The sequence below is a fragment of the Mycolicibacterium flavescens genome, assembly GCF_001722335.1.
In the GTDB taxonomy this organism is placed as follows: Bacteria; Actinomycetota; Actinomycetes; order Mycobacteriales; family Mycobacteriaceae; genus Mycobacterium; species Mycobacterium flavescens.
Genome location: NZ_MIHA01000010.1, coordinates 22040 through 44094, shown reverse-complemented (window position 1 = coordinate 44094; position 22055 = coordinate 22040). Strand labels below are relative to the sequence as shown.

23 protein-coding genes are annotated in these 22055 nt (G+C 66.7%); 12 read left to right on the top strand and 11 right to left on the bottom strand.

Translation table 11 applies throughout. The annotated features are described in order from the left end of the window. Positions 1 to 296 precede the first annotated feature (296 nt). Genes BHQ18_RS30505 through BHQ18_RS14910 form a run of 9 tightly spaced genes read right to left on the bottom strand, consistent with a single transcriptional unit; the run spans position 297 to position 8998 of the window. On the bottom strand, positions 297 to 443 hold the full coding sequence (locus tag BHQ18_RS30505) for a hypothetical protein (RefSeq protein ID WP_234794190.1): 147 nt from the start codon (positions 441 to 443) through the stop codon (positions 297 to 299). 25 nt (positions 444 to 468) lie between these two features. Continuing rightward, the gene (locus BHQ18_RS14945; protein ID WP_069414410.1) at positions 469 to 1938 is read right to left on the bottom strand and encodes a class I adenylate-forming enzyme family protein; all 1470 of its coding nucleotides are present in this window, start codon (positions 1936 to 1938) and stop codon (positions 469 to 471) included. Continuing rightward, positions 1939 to 3090, bottom strand: coding sequence for an acetyl-CoA acetyltransferase (locus BHQ18_RS14940; RefSeq protein WP_069414409.1), 1152 nt, complete (start codon positions 3088 to 3090; stop codon positions 1939 to 1941). It abuts the gene before it with no gap. Next, entirely contained in the window at positions 3087 to 4109 is a 1023-nt protein-coding gene (locus tag BHQ18_RS14935; RefSeq protein ID WP_069414408.1) for an acyl-CoA dehydrogenase family protein, read from the bottom strand. The genes BHQ18_RS14940 and BHQ18_RS14935 overlap by 4 nt, the downstream gene beginning before the upstream one ends. 21 nt (positions 4110 to 4130) lie before the next feature. Beyond that, positions 4131 to 5303, bottom strand: a complete 1173-nt coding sequence (locus BHQ18_RS14930) for an acyl-CoA dehydrogenase family protein (RefSeq protein WP_069414558.1) — start codon at positions 5301 to 5303, stop codon at positions 4131 to 4133. A 60-nt stretch (positions 5304 to 5363) separates the two neighbouring features. Next, positions 5364 to 6470 carry an LLM class flavin-dependent oxidoreductase gene (locus BHQ18_RS14925; protein WP_069414407.1) on the bottom strand — a complete coding sequence of 369 codons (1107 nt, stop codon included), beginning with the start codon at positions 6468 to 6470 and terminating at the stop codon, positions 5364 to 5366. Continuing rightward, the gene (locus tag BHQ18_RS14920) at positions 6467 to 7264 is read right to left on the bottom strand and encodes an aldolase/citrate lyase family protein (RefSeq protein WP_069414406.1); all 798 of its coding nucleotides are present in this window, start codon (positions 7262 to 7264) and stop codon (positions 6467 to 6469) included. Before BHQ18_RS14920 ends, BHQ18_RS14925 begins: the two co-directional genes overlap by 4 nt. Further along, a complete protein-coding gene (hpaH, locus tag BHQ18_RS14915) occupies positions 7261 to 8082 on the bottom strand; it encodes a 2-oxo-hept-4-ene-1,7-dioate hydratase (protein ID WP_069414405.1) in 822 nt (273 codons plus the stop codon). The genes BHQ18_RS14920 and hpaH overlap by 4 nt, the downstream gene beginning before the upstream one ends. 10 nt (positions 8083 to 8092) lie before the next feature. Then, positions 8093 to 8998 carry an alpha/beta fold hydrolase gene (locus BHQ18_RS14910; RefSeq protein WP_069414404.1) on the bottom strand — a complete coding sequence of 302 codons (906 nt, stop codon included), beginning with the start codon at positions 8996 to 8998 and terminating at the stop codon, positions 8093 to 8095. 220 nt (positions 8999 to 9218) lie between these two features. On the opposite strand from BHQ18_RS14910, the gene BHQ18_RS14905 reads away from it, so the two are divergent. The 11 genes from BHQ18_RS14905 to BHQ18_RS14855 all read left to right on the top strand — a co-directional run bounded on the left by BHQ18_RS14905 (position 9219) and on the right by BHQ18_RS14855 (position 18964). Further along, positions 9219 to 9464 carry a hypothetical protein gene (locus BHQ18_RS14905; RefSeq protein WP_069414403.1) on the top strand — a complete coding sequence of 82 codons (246 nt, stop codon included), beginning with the start codon at positions 9219 to 9221 and terminating at the stop codon, positions 9462 to 9464. Between the two features lie 26 nt (positions 9465 to 9490). Continuing rightward, positions 9491 to 10609, top strand: a complete 1119-nt coding sequence (locus tag BHQ18_RS14900; RefSeq protein WP_069414557.1) for a thiolase family protein — start codon at positions 9491 to 9493, stop codon at positions 10607 to 10609. Next, positions 10606 to 11067: a Zn-ribbon domain-containing OB-fold protein gene (locus tag BHQ18_RS14895; protein WP_069414402.1), complete on the top strand. Its 462-nt coding sequence runs from the start codon at positions 10606 to 10608 to the stop codon at positions 11065 to 11067. The genes BHQ18_RS14900 and BHQ18_RS14895 overlap by 4 nt, the downstream gene beginning before the upstream one ends. After that, on the top strand, positions 11064 to 12362 hold the full coding sequence (locus BHQ18_RS14890; RefSeq protein ID WP_205866107.1) for an aromatic ring-hydroxylating oxygenase subunit alpha: 1299 nt from the start codon (positions 11064 to 11066) through the stop codon (positions 12360 to 12362). Before BHQ18_RS14895 ends, BHQ18_RS14890 begins: the two co-directional genes overlap by 4 nt. Further along, positions 12359 to 12880: an aromatic-ring-hydroxylating dioxygenase subunit beta gene (locus BHQ18_RS14885; protein ID WP_069414401.1), complete on the top strand. Its 522-nt coding sequence runs from the start codon at positions 12359 to 12361 to the stop codon at positions 12878 to 12880. Before BHQ18_RS14890 ends, BHQ18_RS14885 begins: the two co-directional genes overlap by 4 nt. A gap of 5 nt (positions 12881 to 12885) precedes the next feature. Then, complete coding sequence (locus BHQ18_RS14880) at positions 12886 to 14451, top strand: class I adenylate-forming enzyme family protein (protein WP_069414400.1); 1566 nt, start codon at positions 12886 to 12888, stop codon at positions 14449 to 14451. Positions 14452 to 14473: 22 nt separating this feature from the next. Beyond that, positions 14474 to 15259, top strand: a complete 786-nt coding sequence (locus BHQ18_RS14875; protein WP_069414399.1) for an enoyl-CoA hydratase/isomerase family protein — start codon at positions 14474 to 14476, stop codon at positions 15257 to 15259. Positions 15260 to 15266: 7 nt separating this feature from the next. Then, positions 15267 to 16754, top strand: a complete 1488-nt coding sequence (locus BHQ18_RS14870; RefSeq protein ID WP_069414555.1) for an aldehyde dehydrogenase — start codon at positions 15267 to 15269, stop codon at positions 16752 to 16754. Between the two features lie 16 nt (positions 16755 to 16770). After that, the gene (locus BHQ18_RS14865) at positions 16771 to 17682 is read left to right on the top strand and encodes an LLM class F420-dependent oxidoreductase (RefSeq protein ID WP_069414398.1); all 912 of its coding nucleotides are present in this window, start codon (positions 16771 to 16773) and stop codon (positions 17680 to 17682) included. A gap of 13 nt (positions 17683 to 17695) precedes the next feature. Next, a complete protein-coding gene (locus BHQ18_RS14860) occupies positions 17696 to 18436 on the top strand; it encodes an alpha/beta fold hydrolase (protein WP_069414397.1) in 741 nt (246 codons plus the stop codon). Positions 18437 to 18529: 93 nt separating this feature from the next. Continuing rightward, positions 18530 to 18964, top strand: coding sequence for a cupin domain-containing protein (locus BHQ18_RS14855; RefSeq protein WP_234794189.1), 435 nt, complete (start codon positions 18530 to 18532; stop codon positions 18962 to 18964). Between the two features lie 58 nt (positions 18965 to 19022). Here BHQ18_RS14855 and BHQ18_RS14850 read toward each other — a convergent pair whose 3' ends face one another. Both BHQ18_RS14850 and BHQ18_RS14845 read right to left on the bottom strand, forming a co-directional pair. Next, positions 19023 to 19604: a nuclear transport factor 2 family protein gene (locus BHQ18_RS14850; protein WP_069414396.1), complete on the bottom strand. Its 582-nt coding sequence runs from the start codon at positions 19602 to 19604 to the stop codon at positions 19023 to 19025. A gap of 11 nt (positions 19605 to 19615) precedes the next feature. Beyond that, positions 19616 to 20728: a CaiB/BaiF CoA transferase family protein gene (locus tag BHQ18_RS14845; protein WP_069414395.1), complete on the bottom strand. Its 1113-nt coding sequence runs from the start codon at positions 20726 to 20728 to the stop codon at positions 19616 to 19618. A gap of 10 nt (positions 20729 to 20738) precedes the next feature. Between BHQ18_RS14845 and BHQ18_RS14840 the strand changes: the two genes are divergently transcribed. Then, complete coding sequence (locus tag BHQ18_RS14840; RefSeq protein ID WP_372516620.1) at positions 20739 to 21989, top strand: CaiB/BaiF CoA transferase family protein; 1251 nt, start codon at positions 20739 to 20741, stop codon at positions 21987 to 21989. Positions 21990 to 22055: the final 66 nt, after the last annotated feature.

The window sequence follows — 22055 nt, the reverse complement described above, 5'->3', positions numbered from 1 at the left end:
GCTCGCTCAGCCTCTCCGGAGAATCCGCTCTCCGGTTCCCAGTGCGTCACCGAAGATGTCGAAGCGTCAACGAGATTTACGAGGATCAAGGTGGCAGCAGCTAGTCCATGGGCAGCGGCACCACTCGAACCTGGTGCTGGGCCGGCAGCACCTCGTACGCGGTCGAATCGCCATCGAACGGCTGCCCCTCCCCTGCGGTGAAACCATCGAGCTCGCATCCCTCCAGTGCAGCTTCCCACGGGTCGAAGACGTCACCCCACTCCAGCACGATTTGGGCGCCGGTCAGGCAAGTAGCGTCACCGAAGCGCTTGTTCCAGAACGTAAACTAGCGCGGGGACGTCTCGAGCCCACTTCTCCGAGATCGGTGCGGTGCGGCCGTCGGCGAACGCGTATCCCGCTATCTCCTCGACGGGCACCTCGTCAAGAAGTTTGATCGACTCCACCTCGCATGTTCCATCCCCTCGCCTGTTACGGGGTGGATCCTGACGCCAACGCGCGCAACGCCTTCCGGTCCACCTTCAGCATCGACGTCAACGGGAGCTCGTCGACGATGACGAGCTCGTCCGGGGCCTTATAGTCCGCCAGTTGGCTTTTGACGTAGTCACGCAGATCTTCGAGCGCAGGCGGCGGGCCCACAGGGACGACGAACGCCACGCCGATCTCGCCGATCACCGGTGCGGGACGTCCGACGACGGCTACCGCCTTCACGCCGGGGTGCTCGGCCAACACCTTCTCCACCTCCACGGGGTGGATGTTGTAACCCCCGCGGATGTACATGTCACCGCTGCGGCCGACGAGCGACAGGTTGCCATCGTCACGGATGACACCGACGTCACCGGTGCGCAGCCACCCGTCCCGGAGCACCGCGGCGGTCAAGTCGGGATCTCGCCAGTAGCCGCGCATCACACACGGCCCGCTGACCTCGACGACCCCGTCGTCGGCGACACACACCGCCATGCCGGGCGCGGCCCGCCCGACCGTCTGAAACTGGACCTCGGGCGGATCGTCGGGCGCCGTGCCGCAAATGGTCGGGCACTCCGTCATCGCGTACCGCACCACCAGCGCCACCCCGATCCGGTCCGCCACCGCGCGAACCAGATGCGGCGGTGCGGGAGCGGTGGCCACCACACCGATACGGAGGTGGGGCAACGAATCCCGGCATACACCGTCGAGTTCGAGCAGCTTCGCCCACTGGGTGGGTACCGCGCCTGCAACGGTGATCTTCTCCTCGCGCAGAACCGAGAACATCCCGTCAGCCGACCACGGTGTTGGCGGCACGACCAACGTGGTGCCCCAAACCAGCTGGTCCCACAACTTGAACATGTAACCAGCGTGCGCGAACGGCGTCGACGTCAGTCGTCGGTCGTACGGCGCGCTCATCACCCCCGCCGCCGCGGCCCCCGCGGCCAGGTTGGCACCGTCGAACACCGCCCCTTTCGGCGAGCCGGTCGTGCCGCTGGTGAAGATGACAGTCACCGGATCGTCAGCATCCAGGGACACCGCGGGCAGCGAATCGGCGGGCGCACACTTCTGGGCCAACGCGTCGCGCAACAGCACAGCCTGTCCGGCACGATCGATCTCACCGAGATCAGTGTCGGCGACGATCAGTGCCGGATCGGCTTGGTCGAGAACAGCTGTGATCTCCCGCGGACCCAGGCGCGGGTTGAGTCCCGTCGTGACCGCCCCGATCATCGCCGCCGCCGCATAACACGTCGCATAGTCGATCCCCGAGGGCAGCCACAACGCAACCACGTCCCCCTTGCCCACTCCGGCATCGGAGAATTGCACCGCGACCGCACGGGCGCGGCCCACCCAGTCGGCGAACGTGATCCGAGCCCCCGGTTCGACATAGGCCTCACGGTCACCGTGCACAACGGCGGCGGCGTGCAGCAGTGCCCGCAGATCGGGGTACTCGCCGTCCAGCGGAGGCCCGGACACCTACGGTTCCTCGCTACCGAGAATCACTGTGCCGCTGGAGCAGAACCAGCCACCGGTACCGCTGACGCAGGCGATTCTGGCATCCGGGACCTGACGCGGACCGCACTCGCCCCGGAGTTGGCGCGCCGCCTCGACGAGCAGGAACAGTCCACGTTGCCCCGGATGGCACGCGGACAGCCCCCCGCCGTCGGTATTGGTCGGTAGATCACCGCCGATACGCAGCGAACCCGCCTCGACAAATGAGCCGCCTTCACCCTTGTCGCAGAAGCCGAGATCCTCGAGCGTGCAGAGCAGCATGTAGGTGAACGCGTCGTAGATCTCGGCGACGTCCACGTCGATGGGTTTCACGCCGGCCCGCTCGAAGGCCAGCGGCCCGCTGACCGCGGCCGGCCCGACCGTCATGTCGTCCCACTGCGAGGTCAGCATGTGGGACGTCGTCTCGGCCGAACCCAACACCCAGACCGGCTGTGACCGGAGGTCTTTCACACGGTCGGCCGCGACCAACACCATCGCCGCGCCACCGTCGCTGCGGATGCAGCAGTGCAGTTTGGTGAACGGGTCGGCGATCATCGGGCCGGACAGCACATCCTCGACGGTGATGGGCTCCCGGTAGTACGCGTCGGGATTGTCGGCGGCGTTGAAGCGAGCTGACACCGCTACCTCGGCGAGTTGTTCGATCGTGGTACCGAACTGATGCATATGCCTGCGTGCCGCCATGGCGTACTTCGAGATCAAGGTGTGTCCGTACGGCGCCTCCCACTGCAACGGGCCGCGGGCACCCCAGTTGATGCTCGCCCCGCGCAACCCTTTTCGTAGGTCCGAACGCGCGGTGGAACCGTAGGTCAGCAGCACGACGTCGGCATGGCCGGCGGCGATCGCATCGACGGCGTGCGAGGCCATGACCTCCCACGCCGCGCCGCCGACAGCGGTGGAATCAACCCACCGCGGGCGCAACCCCAGGTACTCACCGACATCGACCGGCGGAAGCGTGCCCTGTCCCGTGGACGCCAAACCGTCGACATCCGACGGCGACAGCCCCGCGTCGGCGAGGGCGCGTCGGCTGGCCTGCGCCATCAACTCGAACGGGCTCTTGTCCTCGACCCGGCCGACGTCGGACAACGCGACCCCGGCGATCGCGACCGCGCGACTCACTGGGCGCGTTCCTGAGCGAGGAGTTCGGCAAGCACCTCAGCGGGCTCACTGAACAGGTGGCGAAAGACATGCGCCCGCTTCAGATACAGATGCATATCGCTCTCGAACGTGTACCCCATGCCGCCGAAGATCTGGATTCCGGCCGCGGCGTTGTCGACGGCGGCCTGTCCTGCGACGTGGACGGCCGAGAGAATCTGCAGTAACGCGTCACTACGGTCGCTGTCCATGGCGATGGCAGCGAACAGCGTCTGCGCCTGGGCCGCCTCGGCCGCGACTTCCATGTTGACGCAGGTGTGCTTGATGGCCTGATGCACACCGATCGGCTTGCCGAACTGCTCGCGTGTCTTGGCGTGGTCGGTGGCCAGCGCCGTCGACGCGCTCGCCAGGCCGGTGAGGAAGGCCGCGCTCAGAACCATGGCGCGACCCCAGAGCCATTCGTCCTCGGCGTCCACCCAGTGCAGCGGCTCGGCCGCCGCGACCGCCGCGGTGGCCAACCTCGTGCCCGGGTCGGCGGACTCGACTACAGCCAGTTCACCGAATGCGGCGATGTCGATCAGCGCAGCGCCGCTGCGGCCGACGGCCAGCGCGTACTGGGCACCGCACGGGTCGAAGAGGTCGAATGTCCCCTTGACCGGCCGGATCTCGCCGGTGCCGCGCAGTACCGCCAATGCCACCAGGACCTCACCGGAACCGATGCCCTGCGCGAGCTCCTCGTCACCGCACCGTGCGGCCACCCGGGCAGCCAACGTCGCGGCCATGAAGGGCCCGGGCGCCAGTCGCTTCCCGAACTCGACGTGCAAGAGGACTTCGTCGTCGAACGGCTGGCCGGAGCCGCCGTACCGCTCGGGGAGGCCGAGCGTGAGCAGCCCTAATTCGGCCCCTTCTCGCCAGACTCCGGGCGGAACGGCGGCCTCGGCCCGGCGGTCAGCGCGGATGCTTTCCACCGGCATGCGCTCAGAGAGGAATTCGGCAGCCGCGGAGATGATTTCGAGCTGCTCGTCAGACGGAAGCAGATTCACGGTCGGTTCCTGTCTATTTCGTTATCGGGGTAGCCCGAGTACACGTTCGCCGATGATGTTGCGCTGGATCTCCGATGTTCCACCGCCGACAGACTGCGAGAACGCGTAGTAGTAGAAGCCCACCCATCCGTCCTCATCCCAGCGCGACGAATGGCGGATGGCGGCGGGGCCGACGATGTCCATCGCCAACTTCCCGATCTCCTTGGCCAATTCCGCGTACATCAACTTCACGATCGACCCGCGGGGTCCCGGTGTCTCGGTGCGCAGCGCCTCGCAGATGTTGGTGTAGGTCAGCGCACGCAAAGACGCCACCGAGGCCCGCGCCCTGGCCAACCGGCGAGCGATCTCGTCATCGGCGATCGCGGGCCTCCGCCCGTCGGGTCCGACGTGGTCGCGGGCGTAGTCGATGAGATCCTCGAGAACCTTCGCCAACCGCACCTGGTTGGCGGTGAAGGCGGTGCCGCGCTCGAACGACAGCGTCGCCATCGCGACCGACCACCCCGATCCCACTTCACCGACCACGTTCGACAGGGGGATCCGCACGTTGTCGTAGAACACCTCGCAGAACTCCGAACCGCCCTCGATCGTCTCGATGGGACGGATGTCGATGCCCGGCGTGGACATGTCACAGATGACCCAGGTGATGCCGGAGTGCTTGGAACCGGAACTGTCGGTGCGCACCAGCAGTTCCTGGTAGTCCGCGATGGTGGCAAAACTCGTCCACACCTTCTGTCCGGAGACCACCAGGTCGTCGCCGTCGATGACCGCCTTCGCCCGCAGTGCGGCCAGGTCCGAACCCGCATCGGGTTCGGAGAAGCCCTGACACCAGACCACCTCGCCCCGAAGGATTTTCGGCAGGTGAAGTGTTTTCTGCTGGTCGGTGGCCCGGGTGATCAGCGTTGGCCCCGCATGCGAGAGCCCGACGAAACACGCGTCGATACCCGGAAATCCGCGTGCCGCGTACTCCTCGTACCAGATCAGCTGCTGCAGCAGGGTCAGCCCCTTACCGCCGTATTCTGTCGGCCAGGCGATACCCGCCCAGCCGCCCTCCCACTGGGTCCGCTGCCAGGCCAGGTCGTACTCGCGGATTCCCGCGTGGTCCCTCGGTCGTGGTTCAGTCGGCTTGTTCTCGTCGAGCCAGGTTCGGACCTGGTCACGAAACTCGAGCTGATCCGGTGTGAAGTCCAGGTCCATGAACACTCCAGTGTAGGTGACACGATAGTCAGAAAGTGAGTTCGGCTGCCGCGGTGATGGTCAGGATTGAGGCTCCTTGCCGGCGGCCGCAGCGATTGCCGCGAAAGCTTCCAGGTTCTCCTCGACCGGTTCCGGTGTCATTTCGGGCCCGTACCGGACCACGAGACCTGTGAGCCCGCAGTCGAGCCAGGGCTCGACCCGCTTGCGGATGCGGGCCACCGGGCCGACCAGCCATCCGTCGTCGATGTACTCATCGGGCACGGCACGCAGAGCGGCTTCCCAGCGCGCGCCGTCCAGTGGCGGCTCGCCGGCTTGCACACGTGCCTCGGCTTCGTCGGGATCCGTGTCGGCGAAGATGTCGGCCAGGCGTTCAGCCACTTCGGGGTAGCCGCGTGCCTCCATGAAGGGCCGGAGCATGTGGAACCAGGTGACGACAAACTCCTTGAAGGGGTGCATGGCAGTTGTCACGTCGTCGTCGACGAGGACATCGACGTGGGCCCAGATCGCGAAGTCGTCCATCCCCTTGCTTCGGCCTGCGCGATCGAATCCGCGCTGCAGCAGGGGCTCGACGGCGGGCAACATGCCCGGAGCGAATGCCGGCGGCAGCCACCCGTCGGCCAATTCCGCCGCCAGGCTGACCATCTCCGGTCCCGCGGCGGCGACCATGATCGGGATCTCGGCGATCACGTCGAGCCCGACTGCGACCGGGTCCAGGCCCGACGCGCCGGGGCCGCGGTAGGGCGCCGACCACTCGCTGCCTTCGTACTGGATCGGCTCCCCGCGCAACGCCTGCCTCAGAATCGCGATGTAGTCCCGCATCCGGCGAGTGGGACTTCCCCACCGCCGACCATGAAATCCTTCGGCGGCCACCGGGCTGGCGCTACCGAGCCCGATCATCACGCGCCCGCCACCGGCGAGGTGATCGATGGTCTGAAATGCCATGGCCGCCAGCGCCGGCGGTCGCCCGGTCACCTGGGCGATCCGCGTGCCGAGCTTCAATCTGTTGGTGTGTGCCGCGATGTAACCAAGGGGCACAAGCCCTTCGGATCCGAATCCTTCCGCGGTGAAAACGGCGTCGTAGCCGAGTTGTTCGGAGTACCGGATCCGGTCGATGGGGACGCTGAACCGGCGGTCATGCCAGCGCACTTCGGTCGCGAGTTGGATCATCGGCCCTGCCCCTCCGATTGATCGCCGCGCATCCGCTCAGCCCGGTACTTGTCGACGAGTTGCTCCACACCGCGGGCCAGTAGGGCGACGTCGGCGCCGACGAGTACGAACCGTGCTCCTGCCGCAACGTACTGCCCGACGAGTCGGGGGTTGAACGCGTTCACCCCGGCGCTCTTACCGTGCTCGACGATGGTGGCCAGGGCCCCGTCGATGGCGGCCACCACGTCGGGATGCTCCGGTTGTCCCAGCTTCCCCATCGATGCTGCCAAGTCGGCGGGGCCGATGAACACCGCATCGACGCCGTCGACGTCGGCGATGTCATCGAGGTGGCGAAGTGCTTCTGCGGTCTCGACCTGAACTGTCAGCGAGACGGTCTCGTCCGCGGTGGCGAGGTAGTCGGAGATGCGGTTCCAGCGGGAGGCGCGGGCCAATGCGCTGCCGACCCCGCGGATGCCGCGCGGTGGGTAGCGGGTGGCGGCGACGGCCGCGGAGGCATCCTCGGGACCGTCGATCATCGGCACCATGATGTTCTGCGCACCGATGTCCAGCAGTTGTTTGATCACCACCGGGTCCGCCGCCGGCGGACGCACCACCACGTCGACCTCGGGATAGCCGGCCAGTACCTGCAGTTGCTCCAGTGTGGTGCGAATGTCGTTGGGCGCGTGCTCCATGTCGAGCAGCACCCAGTCGATACCCGACCCGGCGCAGATCTCGGTGACATACCCGCTGCCCGATGCCAGCCACATGCCGATTCGCGGAGCGCCGCCGGTGATGTGTTGCGTCCAGCGGTTCATGGCGTCCCTCGTTCGAATGCGACGGACACGGTGCCCTGGGGACCGTAATCGGCTACGAAGGTGTCGCCCGGCTCGGCGAACACCGGTTTGGTGAACGACCCGGACAGGATGACCTCACCCGCGTTCAACGAAACGCCGTGCGGGGCAAGTCGATTGGCTAGCCAGGCGACCCCGTTGCCCGGGTGGTTGAGCACCGCGGCCGCCACCCCGGATTCCTCGATCACGCCGTTGCGGGACAAAAGCGCTGCCACCCACCGCAGGTCGACGTCGAGCGGACGGAATACCCGGCCTCCCAGCACCAGCCCGGCATCAGCAGCGTTGTCTGCGATCGTGTCGACGATCGTCCGAAGGTGGCCGGTGTCGGGATCGGACATCTGCACCCGCGCGTCGAGGATCTCCAACGCAGGCGTGACGAACTCGGTGGCGCGGAGGACGTCGAACAGCGTCACACCCGGCCCGCTCAGCGGCTCTCCGAGGATGAACGCCAACTCCACCTCGATGCGCGGCCGGATGAACCGACCCACCGGCACCTGTCCGCCGTCGTCGAAGAACATGTCGTCGAAAAGTGCGCCGTAGTCCGGCTCGTCAATGGACACTGCCCGCTGCATCACTTTTGAGGTCAACCCGATCTTGCGCCCTCTGACCTGGCGGCCGTCGGCGACCTTGAGCTCCACCAGGGCCCGCTGTACCGCGTACGCGTCCTCGATCGTCATCGCCGGGTAGTCGAGCGACAATTGCCGGATCGGCTCGCGGGTCTGCTCGGCGACATACAACCGTCTCGCGATGTCCTCGATCTCGTCGGGACGTGGGCGACTCATCGGCTCGGCGTCACTTCGTCAAGAAGGAAACGGCGGCGGAATTGAACGAGTCCGGGTCCTCGAAGTGCGGCCAGTGCCGCACGGTCGGCATCTCGAAGACCTCGGCGCGCGGAATCAACTGCGCGATCGAGTTCGCGGTGTCCTGGTACACCCCGTGGTCGCGGCCGGAGGCCACCACCATCACCGGCGCGGCGATGGTCTTCCACTTGTCTTCGGGGATCAGGTTGCGATCCCGGGCGGCGGCCTCCTGCAGGATCAGCAGGTGGTCGATGGTCTCTCTGGTGTCATCGCGTTGATAGATGGCGCGACGGAGGCCGATCAGATCGGGTAGACGGTTCGATTCGTCGGCGATCAGGTGGGCGAACACCCCGTGCAACGACTCCCAGGTCGGCTCGTTGACCGCCTTGGTGCGCTCGGCGCGGATGCGCGCCATGTTGGCCGCGGCGGCCTCCTTGCCGGCCGGCGACATCAGGATCACCTTCGCCACCCGGTCGGGATGCTGGACCGCGATCGTCGAGGCAACCCACGCGCCCAGCGACATCCCGACGAAATGAGACTGCCGGATTCCGAAATGATCCATCACCTTCAGCACGTGTTCGACGTACACCGGAATCTCGTAGTCGTAGTCCGGCTTGTCCGAGAAACCGTTTCCGACCATGTCGATTGCCACGCAGTGGAAATGCTCGGACAGCGCACCGAGGTTCGGGGCGAACGTCTCCCAGTGTCCGCCCGTGCCGTGCAGAAGGACCGCGTGCGGCTTGTCGGGGTCCCCCGCTTCGGCGAACCGCGTGCGGACGGCGGAACCGTTCACCTCGAGGTCGACGAAGCCCTGCCGGAACGGCACTTCCTTGAGATACATCCAGACACTTCGATAGTTCTCGGTGTCGATGGCAGCCCCGGGCGTCTCCTGGCTCATCTCGCCCCTCTCCGATTCGTCTCCGAATCGCGTTCAGGATCAGTTTCTGACATTGCTGTCAACTTAGCGCGTGCCGCGCGGACGGGCGGACGCGCACGCCAACAGTCTGCATGTTCGCATGTAGATAACGCAATAGCGGCTCTCACGCCGATACTCGGCACCGTGGCCGCCAGCCTCGATTTGATTGATTCTGACAGTCGTATGCGGTAAGACTGATGGGGTGAACACCCCGGCCGCGGACCGCCGCGTACTGGCGGACTTGGTCAACGAGTTCGCCGCTGTGCGGTTGTCTCTGGATCTGGCCGGAAACGGCCCCCGGCTGATGGTCGAGGATCTCGAAAGCGGTGAGCACATCTTCCTGTGCCCGCTCGAACTGGCCAGCTTCACCCAAGCCACCGCCGAAGACCGGGAGACGTGGCTGCGGGTGGGCAACTACCGCGTCGATCCGCCGGGGCGCGAGCCGTGAGGGACGTCGACGTCGTCGGGCTCGGAATGACCGCGATGTCCCTGAAGCCCGGAGCCACACCACTCGAGCTGGCGGTGCAGGCAAGTACCGCCGCGGTGGCCGACGCGGGCATCGACCGCTCCCGGGTCGACGGGCTGTTGGTCGGCTCTTCGCAGGGCGTCCGGCCCGACCGACTCGGTGTCGGGTTCGCCGCGCAGGGCGGTTTCTTCGATCTGCGCCTCCTCGAACACGTCGAGATCAAGGGCGCCACCACGATTGCGATGCTCCAGCGTGCACGCGACGCGATCACCAACGGTGAAGCGACGACGGTGATGTGCGTGTTCGCCGATGCGCCCCTGGTCGCGGGCAAGGGCAGCGGTTCGGCCTACGCGCACAGTGGCGGCAATGAGGGCGTGCGCGGAATGGAGAGGGCATCCGGGCTGCTGGGCTCGGTTCCCACCTACGCGCTGCTGGCCCAGCGTTGGTTGCACGTCACCGGTAACAGCCCCGACGATCTCCGCGCGGTCGCCACCACGGCCAGGGCCTGGGCGGTGGACAACCCGGCCGCGGTCAACCGGCAACCCCTCGACGCCGACGGCTACGCAGCCAGCCCGGTCATCGCGGAACCGTTGCGCCGCCTGGATTGCGCGCGACCGGTCAACGGCGCCGTCGCGGTGATCGTCTCCGGTGATCCCTCGGTCGGAGCCACGAGGCTGCGCATCCGCGGCGTTGGCCGCGACCATCCGGTCCGACGCCGGCGATCCGGCGCCGAATCATGGTTCGGCGGAGGGGGCCGCGCCGTCGACGATGCGTTGGACCAAGCCGGCGTCGCCCGATCCGATCTCGACCTCGTCGAACTCTACGACCCCTTCTCGATCGTGACGCTGGTCCTCCTCGACGAATACCGGCTCACCGGTGGCACCCCCGCCGGGGAGTTCGTCCGCGAAGGGCATATCGGTGCCGGCGGCTCTCTTCCCACCAACACCGGCGGCGGCCAACTGTCGGGGTTCTATCTGCAGGGGATGACGCCGTTGGCCGAGGCCATCATTCAGCTGCGCGGCGACGGTGGTGCCCGGCAAGTCCCCGACGCCACAGTGGCTTTGGTGGGTGGTATCGGCGGCCGGATGGACCACCACGCGGCGTTGGTGCTGGAGCGGGCCGCATGAGCGCTGTCACTCCCGCCCCCTCCGGGGACTGGTTACTCGAATCCGCACTCGCACCCGTCGTCGCCGGTGATGTCGGTGATGTCCTTGCCCCTTTCTACGACGCCGCGGCACACGGTGAACTGGCGATGCCGTTCTGCGCGGAGTGCGACCTGCCCCTGGAGATGGAGCAGCGAGTGTGCGACGGCTGCGGGGCTGCCCATGCGCGTTGGTGCGCCGTCGAACCGAGCGGTTCGGTGCATGCCGCGACAGTCATGCATCGGCTTGAACCCGGCCTGGTCCGCGTCGACGCGCCCTATCCGATCGTCGACGTGGAATTGCACAGCGGGCACCGCCTGGTGATGACCACCGTTCATCCGTCCTCGACCGCGCCCCCCATCGGCGCACCCGTGCGCATCGGCTTCCGTCGCCTCGGCGACATCGCACTACCCGCCATCGAATCCGTGGAGGAACCGCAGTGACCACAACAGAAAACTCCGCCACCTTGGAAAGACCCGACGACTTCGACGTCAGCACCGTGGTCCTCAAGGACCGGGTGCACGGCTCGGTGTACACATCCGCCGAGATCTTCCGCCGGGAGATGGACACCATTTTCAAGACCGGCTGGGTCTACGTCGCGCACGAGAGCGAAGTCAGCGAGCCCGGCGACTACCTGACCCGGTCGATCGGATCCGAGCCGGTCGTGGTGGTGCGGGGGAAAGACGGTGTGGTGCGTGTTCTGCTGAACCGCTGCACACACCGGGCCAACAAGCTGTGCAACGCGGAGAAGGGCAACGCCAACTCGTTCCGCTGCCCCTACCACGGGTGGACCTTCAGCAACACGGGGTCGCTGCAGGGTGTGCCCATGCGCGAAGGCTACGGCGAGGCGTTCAGCGCGCTGCGCACCGAGCTCGGTCTGGCGGAGGCGCCCCGGGTGGACAGCTACGGCGGGTTCGTATTCGCATCGCTGGGAACCGAGGGCGTCTCTCTGCAGGAGCATCTCGGCGGGGCCACCTCGGCGATCGACCGGCTGCTCAACCTGTCCCCCACCCGCTCGATCGACCTGCGGGCCAACTGGATGAAGCACCAGCACCACGCCAACTGGAAAATGGTGGTGGAGAACAACGTCGACGGATACCATGCGTTGTTCACCCACGCCTCGGTGTACGACGCGATCCGCCCCGCCAAGGTGTCCCACGTCCCCAGCAAGGTCGACGTCCTCGTCCGGGATATCGGCAACGGCCACTCCGAGATCGACTACAGCGACGAATACCGCAAGCTCGACGAGGAATTCATCTGGTACGGCAGGATTCCGCGCGCCAAACTCCCGAAATATGTCGAAGCCCTGGAGCAGGCCTACGGACCGGAGCAAGCGCACGACGCCCTGGTCGTCGGCCCCCCACACACCCTGATCTGGCCGAACCTGTTCCTCGCCGAGATGAACATCATGTTCGTCGAACCGCTGGCCCCCGACCGCACCATCGCCTGGACCACCGCGGTGCTGATACCCGGTCAAGACGAACTCAACGAACGCACGCTACGTCGCTCGGAGGGCGCGATGGGACCGGCTGGATTCCTGATCGCCGACGACGGCGAAATCGGGATGCGCAATCAGGCCGGGTTGGCGGCCGAGTCGCCGGAGTGGCTCGTCCTCAAGCGCGGACTCGACGACGACATCGTCGACTCGACCGGAATCATCAACCGGGACAAGAGCGCTGAGACGCCACAGCGCGGCTTCTACGCGCGATGGGCCGATGTCGTGGGCGGGCGGGCATGAGCGTGACCGACACCAGCCCCGCAGCCGTCACCCGTCCCGTCATCCGTCCGCTGCCGGACGCCGATGTGCTGTCGTTCATCTACCTCGAGGCCAGGCTGGCCGACGAGGGCCGGTACTCGGAGTGGGAGTCGCTGTGGGCCGACGAGGGCCCGGTCGAGTACCGCGTCCCGATGGACCCGGACGACGATCCCCGCACCACCCTGGCCTACATCAACGACAATCGGCGACGGATCAGGAGCCGGGTGGCACAGTTGAACACCGGCAACCGCCATTCACAGACACCGCCGTCGGTGATGCGCCGCGTGATCTCCAACAGCGAGGTGGTCGACCAGGATTCCGGGTCGGTGACGGTCGAGTCGAACTTCGCGTTGTTCGAGTATCGACTGCGGCAACGCTTCTGGGCGGGCCGCGTGGTTCACACTCTGCAGCGCTGCGACGACGGGTTCCGTCTGGTACGCAAGATCGTCCATCTGATCGACGCGAGCGGACCGCTCGACACCCTGGCCTTCTTGATCTGACGCTCATGCTGATCGGAGACATCGCCACCAACAACGCCCGCCGGTACCCGCAGAAGCGGGCCCTGGTCGACGGCCAGCGGTCGCACACGTGGTCGCAGGTCCAGGAGCGGGCCTGTCGGCTCGCCAACTTCATGCGCGGGCGCGGGCTGACCCGGGGCGACCGCGTCATGGTCATCGCCCGCAACTGCATTGAATGGCCCGAGATTTCGTTCGGCCTCGCCAAGGTCGGCCTCGTCGCCGTTCCGGTCAACATCCGGCTCGCGCCTGACGAGGTGGCCCACATCCGCGAGGACTCAGGCGCGCAGGCGGCGATCGTACATGCCGAGCAGCTGACCAAGTTCGTCGGTGAACTCGCCGACATGCGCATGGTGATGGGTATCGACGCGCGCCGGACCATCGGCGACACCGACCTGGTGACCGATTACGAGACCGCGCTCTCGCACGCCTGGTCGAGCACTCCCAACGTGGAGATGACGCCCGACGACCTTGCGGTAATCCTCTACACCAGTGGCACCACTGGGCGCGCAAAGGGTGTGATGCACACCCACCGCGGACTGCTCTACCAGGCCGCCGACACCAACCTCGTCACCGAGGCCAACCGCTCGGACGTCATGCTGGCGACGACACCGTTCTTCACCGCCGGCGGTATGGTGCGCACGGTGTCGTGGCTGTACCTCGGCCAAACGATGGTGATTCACCAGAAGTTCGACCCCCAGGCGGTCATCGACGAGATCGAACGCAGCGGAATCACGTTCACCACATTCATTCCCACCATGCTGCACCGCACTCTGGCGATCCTGGAGGACGGCCCGCCCCGTGACATGTCGAGCCTGCGCCGCATCTCCTACGGTTCGGCGCCGGTGCCGCCCGGTCTGGCGCGCAAGGCGATGGACCTTCTCGGCTGTGATCTGCAACAGCGCTACGGATTGACCGAATGTGGTGGCCAGGCAACGATTCTGACTCCGCAAGACCACCGCGACATTCTCGCCGGACGGGATTCGATCGCCACGTCGTGCGGGCAGGAGACTCCGATGTGCGTGATCCGCGTCGTCGACGAGAACGGGGACGACGTCCCCGCCGGTACTGTCGGCGAGATCGTCATCGCGAGCCCGGCCAACGCGATCGGCTATTGGAACCGGCCCGAACAGACCGCCGAGGCCTTCCGGCCGGACGGTTTGCGCACCGGTGATCTGGGCTACCTCGACGAGGACAACTACCTGCACATCACCGGGCGCAAGACCGACATGATCATCTCCGGCGGCTTCAACGTCTATCCCGCCGAGATCGAACGGGTCATCGCCCACCACCAAGATGTCGACCTGGTCGCCGTCGTCGGCGTGCCCGACCCGGAATGGGGGGAAACCCCTGTGGCGGTGGTAATTCCGAAGGCGCATGTCACAGACCACGCGACGCTGACCGATGAGCTGACCGCCCTGTGCCGGTCCGAACTGGCCGGCTACAAGCAACCCCGCCGGTTCGAATACCGGCGGGAGTTCCCACTCGGTCCGGCAGGCAAGATCCTCAAGCGCGAGATCGCCGACGATCTTCGCAGCATGGCGCCTCAGACATGACCACTTCGCGCAAGGAGCACTGGTGAGCAGCTCACTGAATTTGTCCACGCTCGAATTCGATGTGACCGATCACGTCGCCACGGTGACGCTGAACCGGCCAGAACGGATGAACAGCTTCACCGAACAGATGGCCGCCGAGCTCGCAGAAGTGTGGGCCACGGTCCGCGATGACGACGACATCCGGGTGGCTGTGCTGCGCGGCAGCGGTGACCGGGGCTTCTGCTCCGGCATCGACGTCGCCGAGGGCACCTGGTGGCGGCACAAGCCGATCTTCAACCAGGAAGATCCCGGTGAGCTGCTCGGGCCGAAGGCGCATCGTGTCTGGAAACCGGTGATCGGTGCGCTGCACGGGATCGTCGCCGGCGGCGCCATGTACTTCGTCAACGAGTGTGACTTCTCGATCTGCAGCGAAAGCACCGTGTTCTTCGATCCCCACGCAAACGCCGGTATCGTCTCCTCGCTGGAGCCGATGGGTATGCGCGCACTCGGGGTGCCGTACGGCGAGGTGATGCGCTGGGCCCTGCTGGGCAGCGAAGAACGGATCACCGCGCAGACCGCGCTCCGGATCGGATTGGTCACCGAGATCGTGCCGGACGATCAGCTGACCAGCCGGGCCACGCAGTTGGCGTGCGAGATCGCGGCTCGGCGGCCGAACGGTGTCCAGGGGACGGTTCGCGCGATGTGGGAAGCCCGCGACCTGCCCCCGAGCACCGCGGCGCGACACGGCAAGTTCTACACGGACCTCGGAAACGCCGGCGCGGGCCGCTCCGACGCACGAACCAACAGGCGATCACCACGAACTCGATGAGGTGCACATGACCGAAACGACAGAGGCGCTCACCGAATTCAAGCTCTTGATCGGGGGTGAACAGACCGCCGCGACCGCCGGGCGCACCTACGACAGCGTCGACCCGTACAGCGGCAAGCCGTGGGCACGGGTTCCGGACGGCGACGGGTCCGACGTCGACCGCGCTGTCGCGGCGGCGCGCGAGGCGCTCAACGGTGACTGGGGCAGGCTGACCCCGACCGCACGCGGCAAGCTGCTGCACCGACTGGGTGAGGTCATCGCACGGGAGGCGGAGTACCTGGCAGAGCTGGAAGTGCGGGACGGCGGAAAACTGGTGCGCGAGATGGTGGGCCAGATGCGCTCGCTGCCGGACTACTACTTCTACTACGCGGGGCTGGCCGACAAGCTGCAGGGCGAGGTGATCCCCACCGACAAGTCGAATTACTTCGTCTACACACGGCACGAGCCGGTCGGTGTGGTCGGGGCGATCACTCCGTGGAACTCACCGCTTCTTCTGCTGACCTGGAAGTTGGCCGCGGGCCTGGCCGCCGGATGCACGTTTGTGGTCAAGCCCAGTGACCACACCCCGACCTCGACACTCGCGTTCGCAAAACTGTTCGCCGAAGCCGGGTTTCCGCCCGGGGTCATCAACGTGGTGACCGGCTGGGGACCGGCAACCGGCGCGGCGCTGGCCTCTCACCCGGGCGTGGACAAGATCGCGTTCACGGGGTCGACCGGAACGGGGATCGAGGTCGGCAAGGCCGCGATCTCGAACATGACCAGATTCACCCTCGAACTGGGCGGCAAGTCCGCACAGGTGGTATTCGAAGACGCGGACCTCGACGCAGCGGCCAACGGAGTGATCGCCGGCGTGTTCGCCGCCACCGGTCAGACATGTCTGGCCGGCTCACGACTGCTTGTCCACGAAGACGTCGCCGACGCGCTCGTCGAGAAGATCGTCGCCCGGGCCGCCACGATCAAGCTCGGGGATCCCAAGGACCCGGCCACCGAGATGGGACCGGTGTCGAACGAGCCTCAGTATCAGAAGGTGTTGTCGCACTTCGCCTCCGCTCGTGAGCAGGGCGCGACCATCGCCTACGGCGGCGAACCCGAGGACAGCCTCGGCGGCTACTTCGTCAAACCGACGGTGCTGACCGGAGTCGACCCCTCGATGCGCGCCGTAGCCGAGGAGGTCTTCGGCCCCGTCCTGGCGGTGATGACGTTCAGCGACGAGGACGAAGCGATCGCGGCGGCCAATGCGACCGAATTCGGCCTCGCGGGGTCGGTGTGGACCAAGGACGTACACCGAGCGCACCGGGTGGCCGCCAGGCTGAGGGCCGGGACCGTCTGGGTCAACGCGTATCGTGTGGTGGCGCCGCATGTTCCGTTCGGCGGCATGGGTTTCAGTGGTATCGGTCGGGAGAACGGCGTCGACGCGATGAAGGACTTCACCGAGACCAAGGCGGTGTGGGTGGAGTTGTCCGGAGCGACCCGGGACCCGTTCACCCTCGGATGATTGACAAAGGAGCGCCGTGCGTTTCAACCTGATGTTCCCGATGCGGGCGGTGAAGCATTGGGACACCTGGAGCCAGGGCGCTTCACTCGGCGACATTGCGCGTCTGGTGGAGCAGGTCGGCTTCGACGGCTTCTCGATGTCGGAGCACCCTTACCCCGACAAGAACTGGCTGGCCACGGGGGGCCACCACGCTTTCGATCCGATGGTGTCGCTGAGCTTCGCGGCAGCCGCGACCACCCGGCTCCGGGTGATGACCTACATCCTCGTCTCGGGTTACCGCAGCCCGTATCTGACTGCGAAATCGGCTGCGAGCCTGGACCTGCTGTCCGGTGGGCGGTTCACCCTGGGCACCGGCGCCGGGTACCTCAAGTCCGAGTTCGAGGCGTTACACGCCGACTTCGCGGGTCGTGGAGCGCTGCTGGACGAGGCGATCGCCGCGTGGAAGGCGACCTGGAACGGCGAGGAGCACGACGGTCCCGAATTCGGAGTGAGCGGCCACATCGCGCTTCCGCTGCCGTCCACCCCGGGTGGACCCCCGATCTGGATCGGCGGCAACGGTGCAGCTGCGCGGCGCCGTGTGGTCGACATCGCCGACGGCTGGATGCCGATGGCCGCCTCCGGTGAGATGGCTGCCATCACCCGGTCACAACCGCTGGAAGACATCGACACGCTGACCGAGTGGATCGCCGCTGTCAACAAGCGTCGAGCCGACCGGGGGCGCGGTCCCGCCGATGTGTCCTTCGTGCCGTTCGAATCCGGATCGCTGGTCAGCGGCGACTGCGCACCGTTCTGCTCAGCGCTCGGCGCCCAACTCGACGCCTATGCGGATGCCGGGGTCACCTGGATCACCATCGAACCCGCCAGTCGCAGCTTCAGCGATTTCCGCACCGACGTCGAACTCATCGCGTCACAACTCATCCAGCGCTGAGGAGGCGAGCACCGTGGCACTACCCGCTCTGGTCCTGGTACACGGCGGCGAACACGCCGCCGACTGCTGGGACCTTCTGATCGCGGAGTTGCGCCGCCAGGACCCTGAATTACAGACGCTGGCAGTGGATCTGCCGGGTCGTGGCCGCACCCCCGGTGACCTCGCCACGGCCACTGTCGACCAGTGGGTACACTCGGTCGTCGGCGACATCGAAGCCGCGGGCCTCGGTGACATCGTGATCGTCGGCCATTCGATGGCGGGGGTGACCGTACCGGGTGTCGTTGCCGAACTCGGTGCCCGGCGAGTGCGCGAGATGGTGCTGGTCTCGGCCTTCGTACCGCCGCAAGGACAGGCGATCGTGGACACGCTCGGGGGGCCGTTGGCATGGTTCGCCCGCCGCGCCGCTCGAACAGGCAAGCCCACGAAGGTGCCTCGCCTGGCCGCCCGATACGCGTTCTGCAACGGCATGACACCGCAGCAGCGGCAGTTCGCTTTGTCGCGGTTGTATCCGGAATCGGCCCGCATCCCGGCCGAACCCGTGGACCGCAGCGCGCTTCCCGCCTGCGTGCCACGCACCTGGATACTGACCACCCGCGACCGGGCGTTGTCGGTGAAGTCCCAGCAGGCCAGCATCGCGGCGCTCGGAGGAGTCACCCAGGTCATCCCCATCGACGCGTGTCACGACGTGATGATCAGTCACCCAGGACATTTGGCACGGCTGCTCGCCGAGCGCTGCCGAGCTCACACCAACTGAAGGAGAAAGTGCATGCGCAGAGTGGTCATCGGAACGACCGAAGACGGCAAGTCAGCTGTGATTTCGGATAGGGCACCCGAAACAGTTCTTCATGTGCCGCCGGATGAACCGCCCTCCGTGCTGACCGACGGATGGAGCGGCGCAGAACTGCGTCGTGGCGAGACCGTCGTCCACCACCTGTGGGCCTTCGACGCAATCCCGACGCCGCCGACTGCCGGCGCCACCGCGTCCACTGACGTGGCATTCGACGCTCCGGCCGGCGGCACCAAGTGGATCATCACCGAGATGGGCCCCGATGTCGAAGCGCCGCTGCACAAGACCGCCACCGTCGACTACGGAGTGATTGTCGCGGGTGAGGTCCGCCTGGGCCTGGAAACCGGGTCGGTGGACCTGGCGGCGGGCGATGTGGTCTTGGTGGGCGGGGCGCAGCACTCGTGGCATGCGGGACCGAACGGATGTGTGATCGCGACCGTTCTCGTGGGTCTGCCCGACGAGTATGCGGCCGAGAACGTCCCCGGGGCGGTCTGAGACCACCGCCCCGGGGCGTGACGTCCTCTCATCGGCGTCGCGAGGGCGTCGCGGGGGCTCAGTGTGACCGCACGCCGAAGTCGAAATCGGCCAGCCTGCGCAGCGGCTTGAAATCCGGCTTGCCGTACCACGAGGGCCGCGCCTGGTGCCCCGGCTCCGGTCGCGCCCACTCGACCCAGTCGCCCCAATCGTCGCGGCGAAGCTTCTGCTCGAGAGTCTGCGGGAACCGTTGATCGGCTTCGGCGTAACGCTGCGCGAACACCTTCATCTCGCCCATCAGCCAGATGTCCTCTTCCCGTTCCCACTTGCCGTCACCGGCGTAGTCGATGATCTGGGTGGACGGGAAGTCGATGGGCGGCTGCCCCGGTTCCGGATTGTCGGCGCGGTTGAGGCACTGGTACACGACGCGAGTTCCGTCGATGACGTACCACTTCAGTACCGAGTACACCATCGGTGACGCCGCCATGGTCCCTTCCAGGAACCGGGCGACTTCCTCGGGACCGGTGAACGTGCCGTAGTAATGGTCGAAATACTTCGCGTCGTCGGTGAAGAGCCTGCCCCAAGCAGCCCAGTCCTCGAGAACCGGGCCGGTCATGTAGTAGTGCCGGAATGCCTGTTCAACCTCGGTGCGATCGGTCATCGATGTTCCTTTCAGTCCTGCCATAGGGTTTCGAGTGAAACGACGGTGTGGTTCGGCTGCGGGACGGGCTGCGGAGTGCGGCTGAATCGCGGCGCGGGCGCCGGCTGGACCCTGCCGTCGACTTCGATGAGGACATTGCGAGCCGTGAGATGCGGGTCGGCAACGGCCTCGGCCATCGACAACACGGGTGTCACGCACGCGTCGGTGCCGGCGAAGGTCATCGCCCACTCGTCACGGGTCCGCCCGACGAACCGGTCGGCGAACAGCTTGCGCATGTGCGGCCACCGCGACTCGTCCCGTTGCGGGCCGACGTCATCGGGGTCGAGCCCGAGCGTCGCCAACAACTCGGCGAAGAACTCCGGCTCCAACGCGCCGACGGCCACGTATCGACCGTCCGCGCACTCATAGCACCGGTAGAACGGTGCTGAACCGTCGAAGATGTTGACGGCACGCTCATCGGACCACCGGTTGTTCGCCCGCATCGACCACATCGCGTGAGTGAGTTGAGCCGCGCCGTCGACCATCGCGGCGTCGATCACCTGTCCCTTACCGGACGTGTGCCGCTCGACAAGCGCGGCCAGCACGCCGACCACGGCGGTCATCGACCCGCCGCCGTAGTCGCCGACCAGGTTCAGCGGTGGGACCGGGGGCTGGCCGGCGGGCCCGATCGCATTGAGCACGCCCGTGATCGAGATGTAGTTGATGTCATGCCCCGCCTCGTTCGCGCGCGGCCCGGTCTGACCCCACCCCGTCAGCCGCAGAAACACCAAGCCGGGATTGGTGGCGCAGCAATCGTCGGGCCCCAGACCGAGGCGCTCGGCGACGCCCGGCCGGAATCCTTCGATCAAGACGTCGGCGCGGTCGATGAGGCGTCGGATATCGGCGACGTCGTCCGGGTTCTTCAGGTCCGCCTCGACGATCCGGCGGCCGCGATACTGAGCGCCCGTCGGTGCGGTCCCCTTGCGGGGACGCTCGATTCGCAGCACGTCGGCGCCGAGGTCGGCCAGGATGGTCGCGGCGTGCGGACCCGGCCCCATCCCACCGAGCTCGACCACCCGGTAGCCCGTCAGGGCAGCTGTCGGCACCACATCCACACCGTAACTTGTTTCTGACAGTATGTACATTATCCGTTCGGTGGCGACGGACTCCGGCGGGGAAGGATTCGATGTGCCCGAAGACGACGATGGCCAGGCTCCCCTGGTCGGTGTCACTGTCGTAAGCCTCGAGCAGGCGGTTGCCGCCCCGTATGCGACCCGGCAACTCGCCGACCTCGGCGCCCGTGTCATCAAGATCGAACGCATCGACGGAGGCGACTTCGCGCGCGGTTACGACCGAAGCGTCCACGGTCTGTCCAGTTATTTCGTCTGGCTCAACCGGGGGAAGGAGTCCTTGGCGCTCGACGTCAAACACCCTCGGGGCCAACGGATCCTGCGGGAGCTTCTCGCGACGGCAGACGTGTTCGTGCAAAACCTCGGGCCGGGTGCCACCGCCCGGATGGGGCTGGACGCCTCGACGTTGTCGGAACTCCATCCCCGGTTGATCGTCTGCGACGTCACCGGCTACGGCGAGACCGGGCCGCGACGCGACCGCAAAGCCTACGACCTTCTTGTCCAAGCGGAGGCCGGCCTGCTCTCGGTCACCGGAAACGACGATCAGCCGGCACGTACCGGCGTTTCCATTGCCGACATCGCCGCAGGGATGTACGCCTACTCGGGGATCCTCACCGCGTTGTTCGTCCGGGCCACCACCGGTCGGGCCAGGCCGGTCTCCGTCTCACTGTTCGAGGCACTCGCCGAGTGGGTGAGCCAACCGGCGTATTACGCGCAGTACAGCGGGATTCGACCACCGCGCACCGGTGCCCGCCACGCGACGATCGCACCCTACGGCCCGTTCGTCACCGGTGACGGGGAAGCGGTGCTGCTGGCCGTGCAGAACGACCGCGAATGGCGACGCATGTGTCGTGAGGTGCTCGGCATGCCGGGGATGGCCGATGACCCGCGGTTCGCGACCAACACCGACCGGGTGGCCAACCGAGACCAGGTCGAATCCGCCATCGGCGACATCCTGGCCACCTTCAGCACCGGGGAGACGATGCGACGGCTCGACGAGGCCGGGGTCGCCTACGGGCAGATGACCGATGCGGCTCGCCTTTTCTCCCATCCGGTGCTGGTCGGCCGGGACCGCGTGCGTCGGATCTCCACCGACCGCGGAAGCATCGACGCGTTGCTCCCTCCGGCCACCCTGGGTGGCGCCGAGCCCGCGCTCGGCGACGTCCCCGCACTGGGCGCACAGGGTCCGGCGATCCTGCAGGAACTCGGCTATGACGACGCTGCCGTCGACGACTTGTCGCGGGCCGGCGTCGTCCGGACCGAATCGAGCGTCTGACATCTCGTCGGGCCAAACCCCTACCGCAATGTTTCTGACATCGTGTACATTTCTTCACAAGCCGAA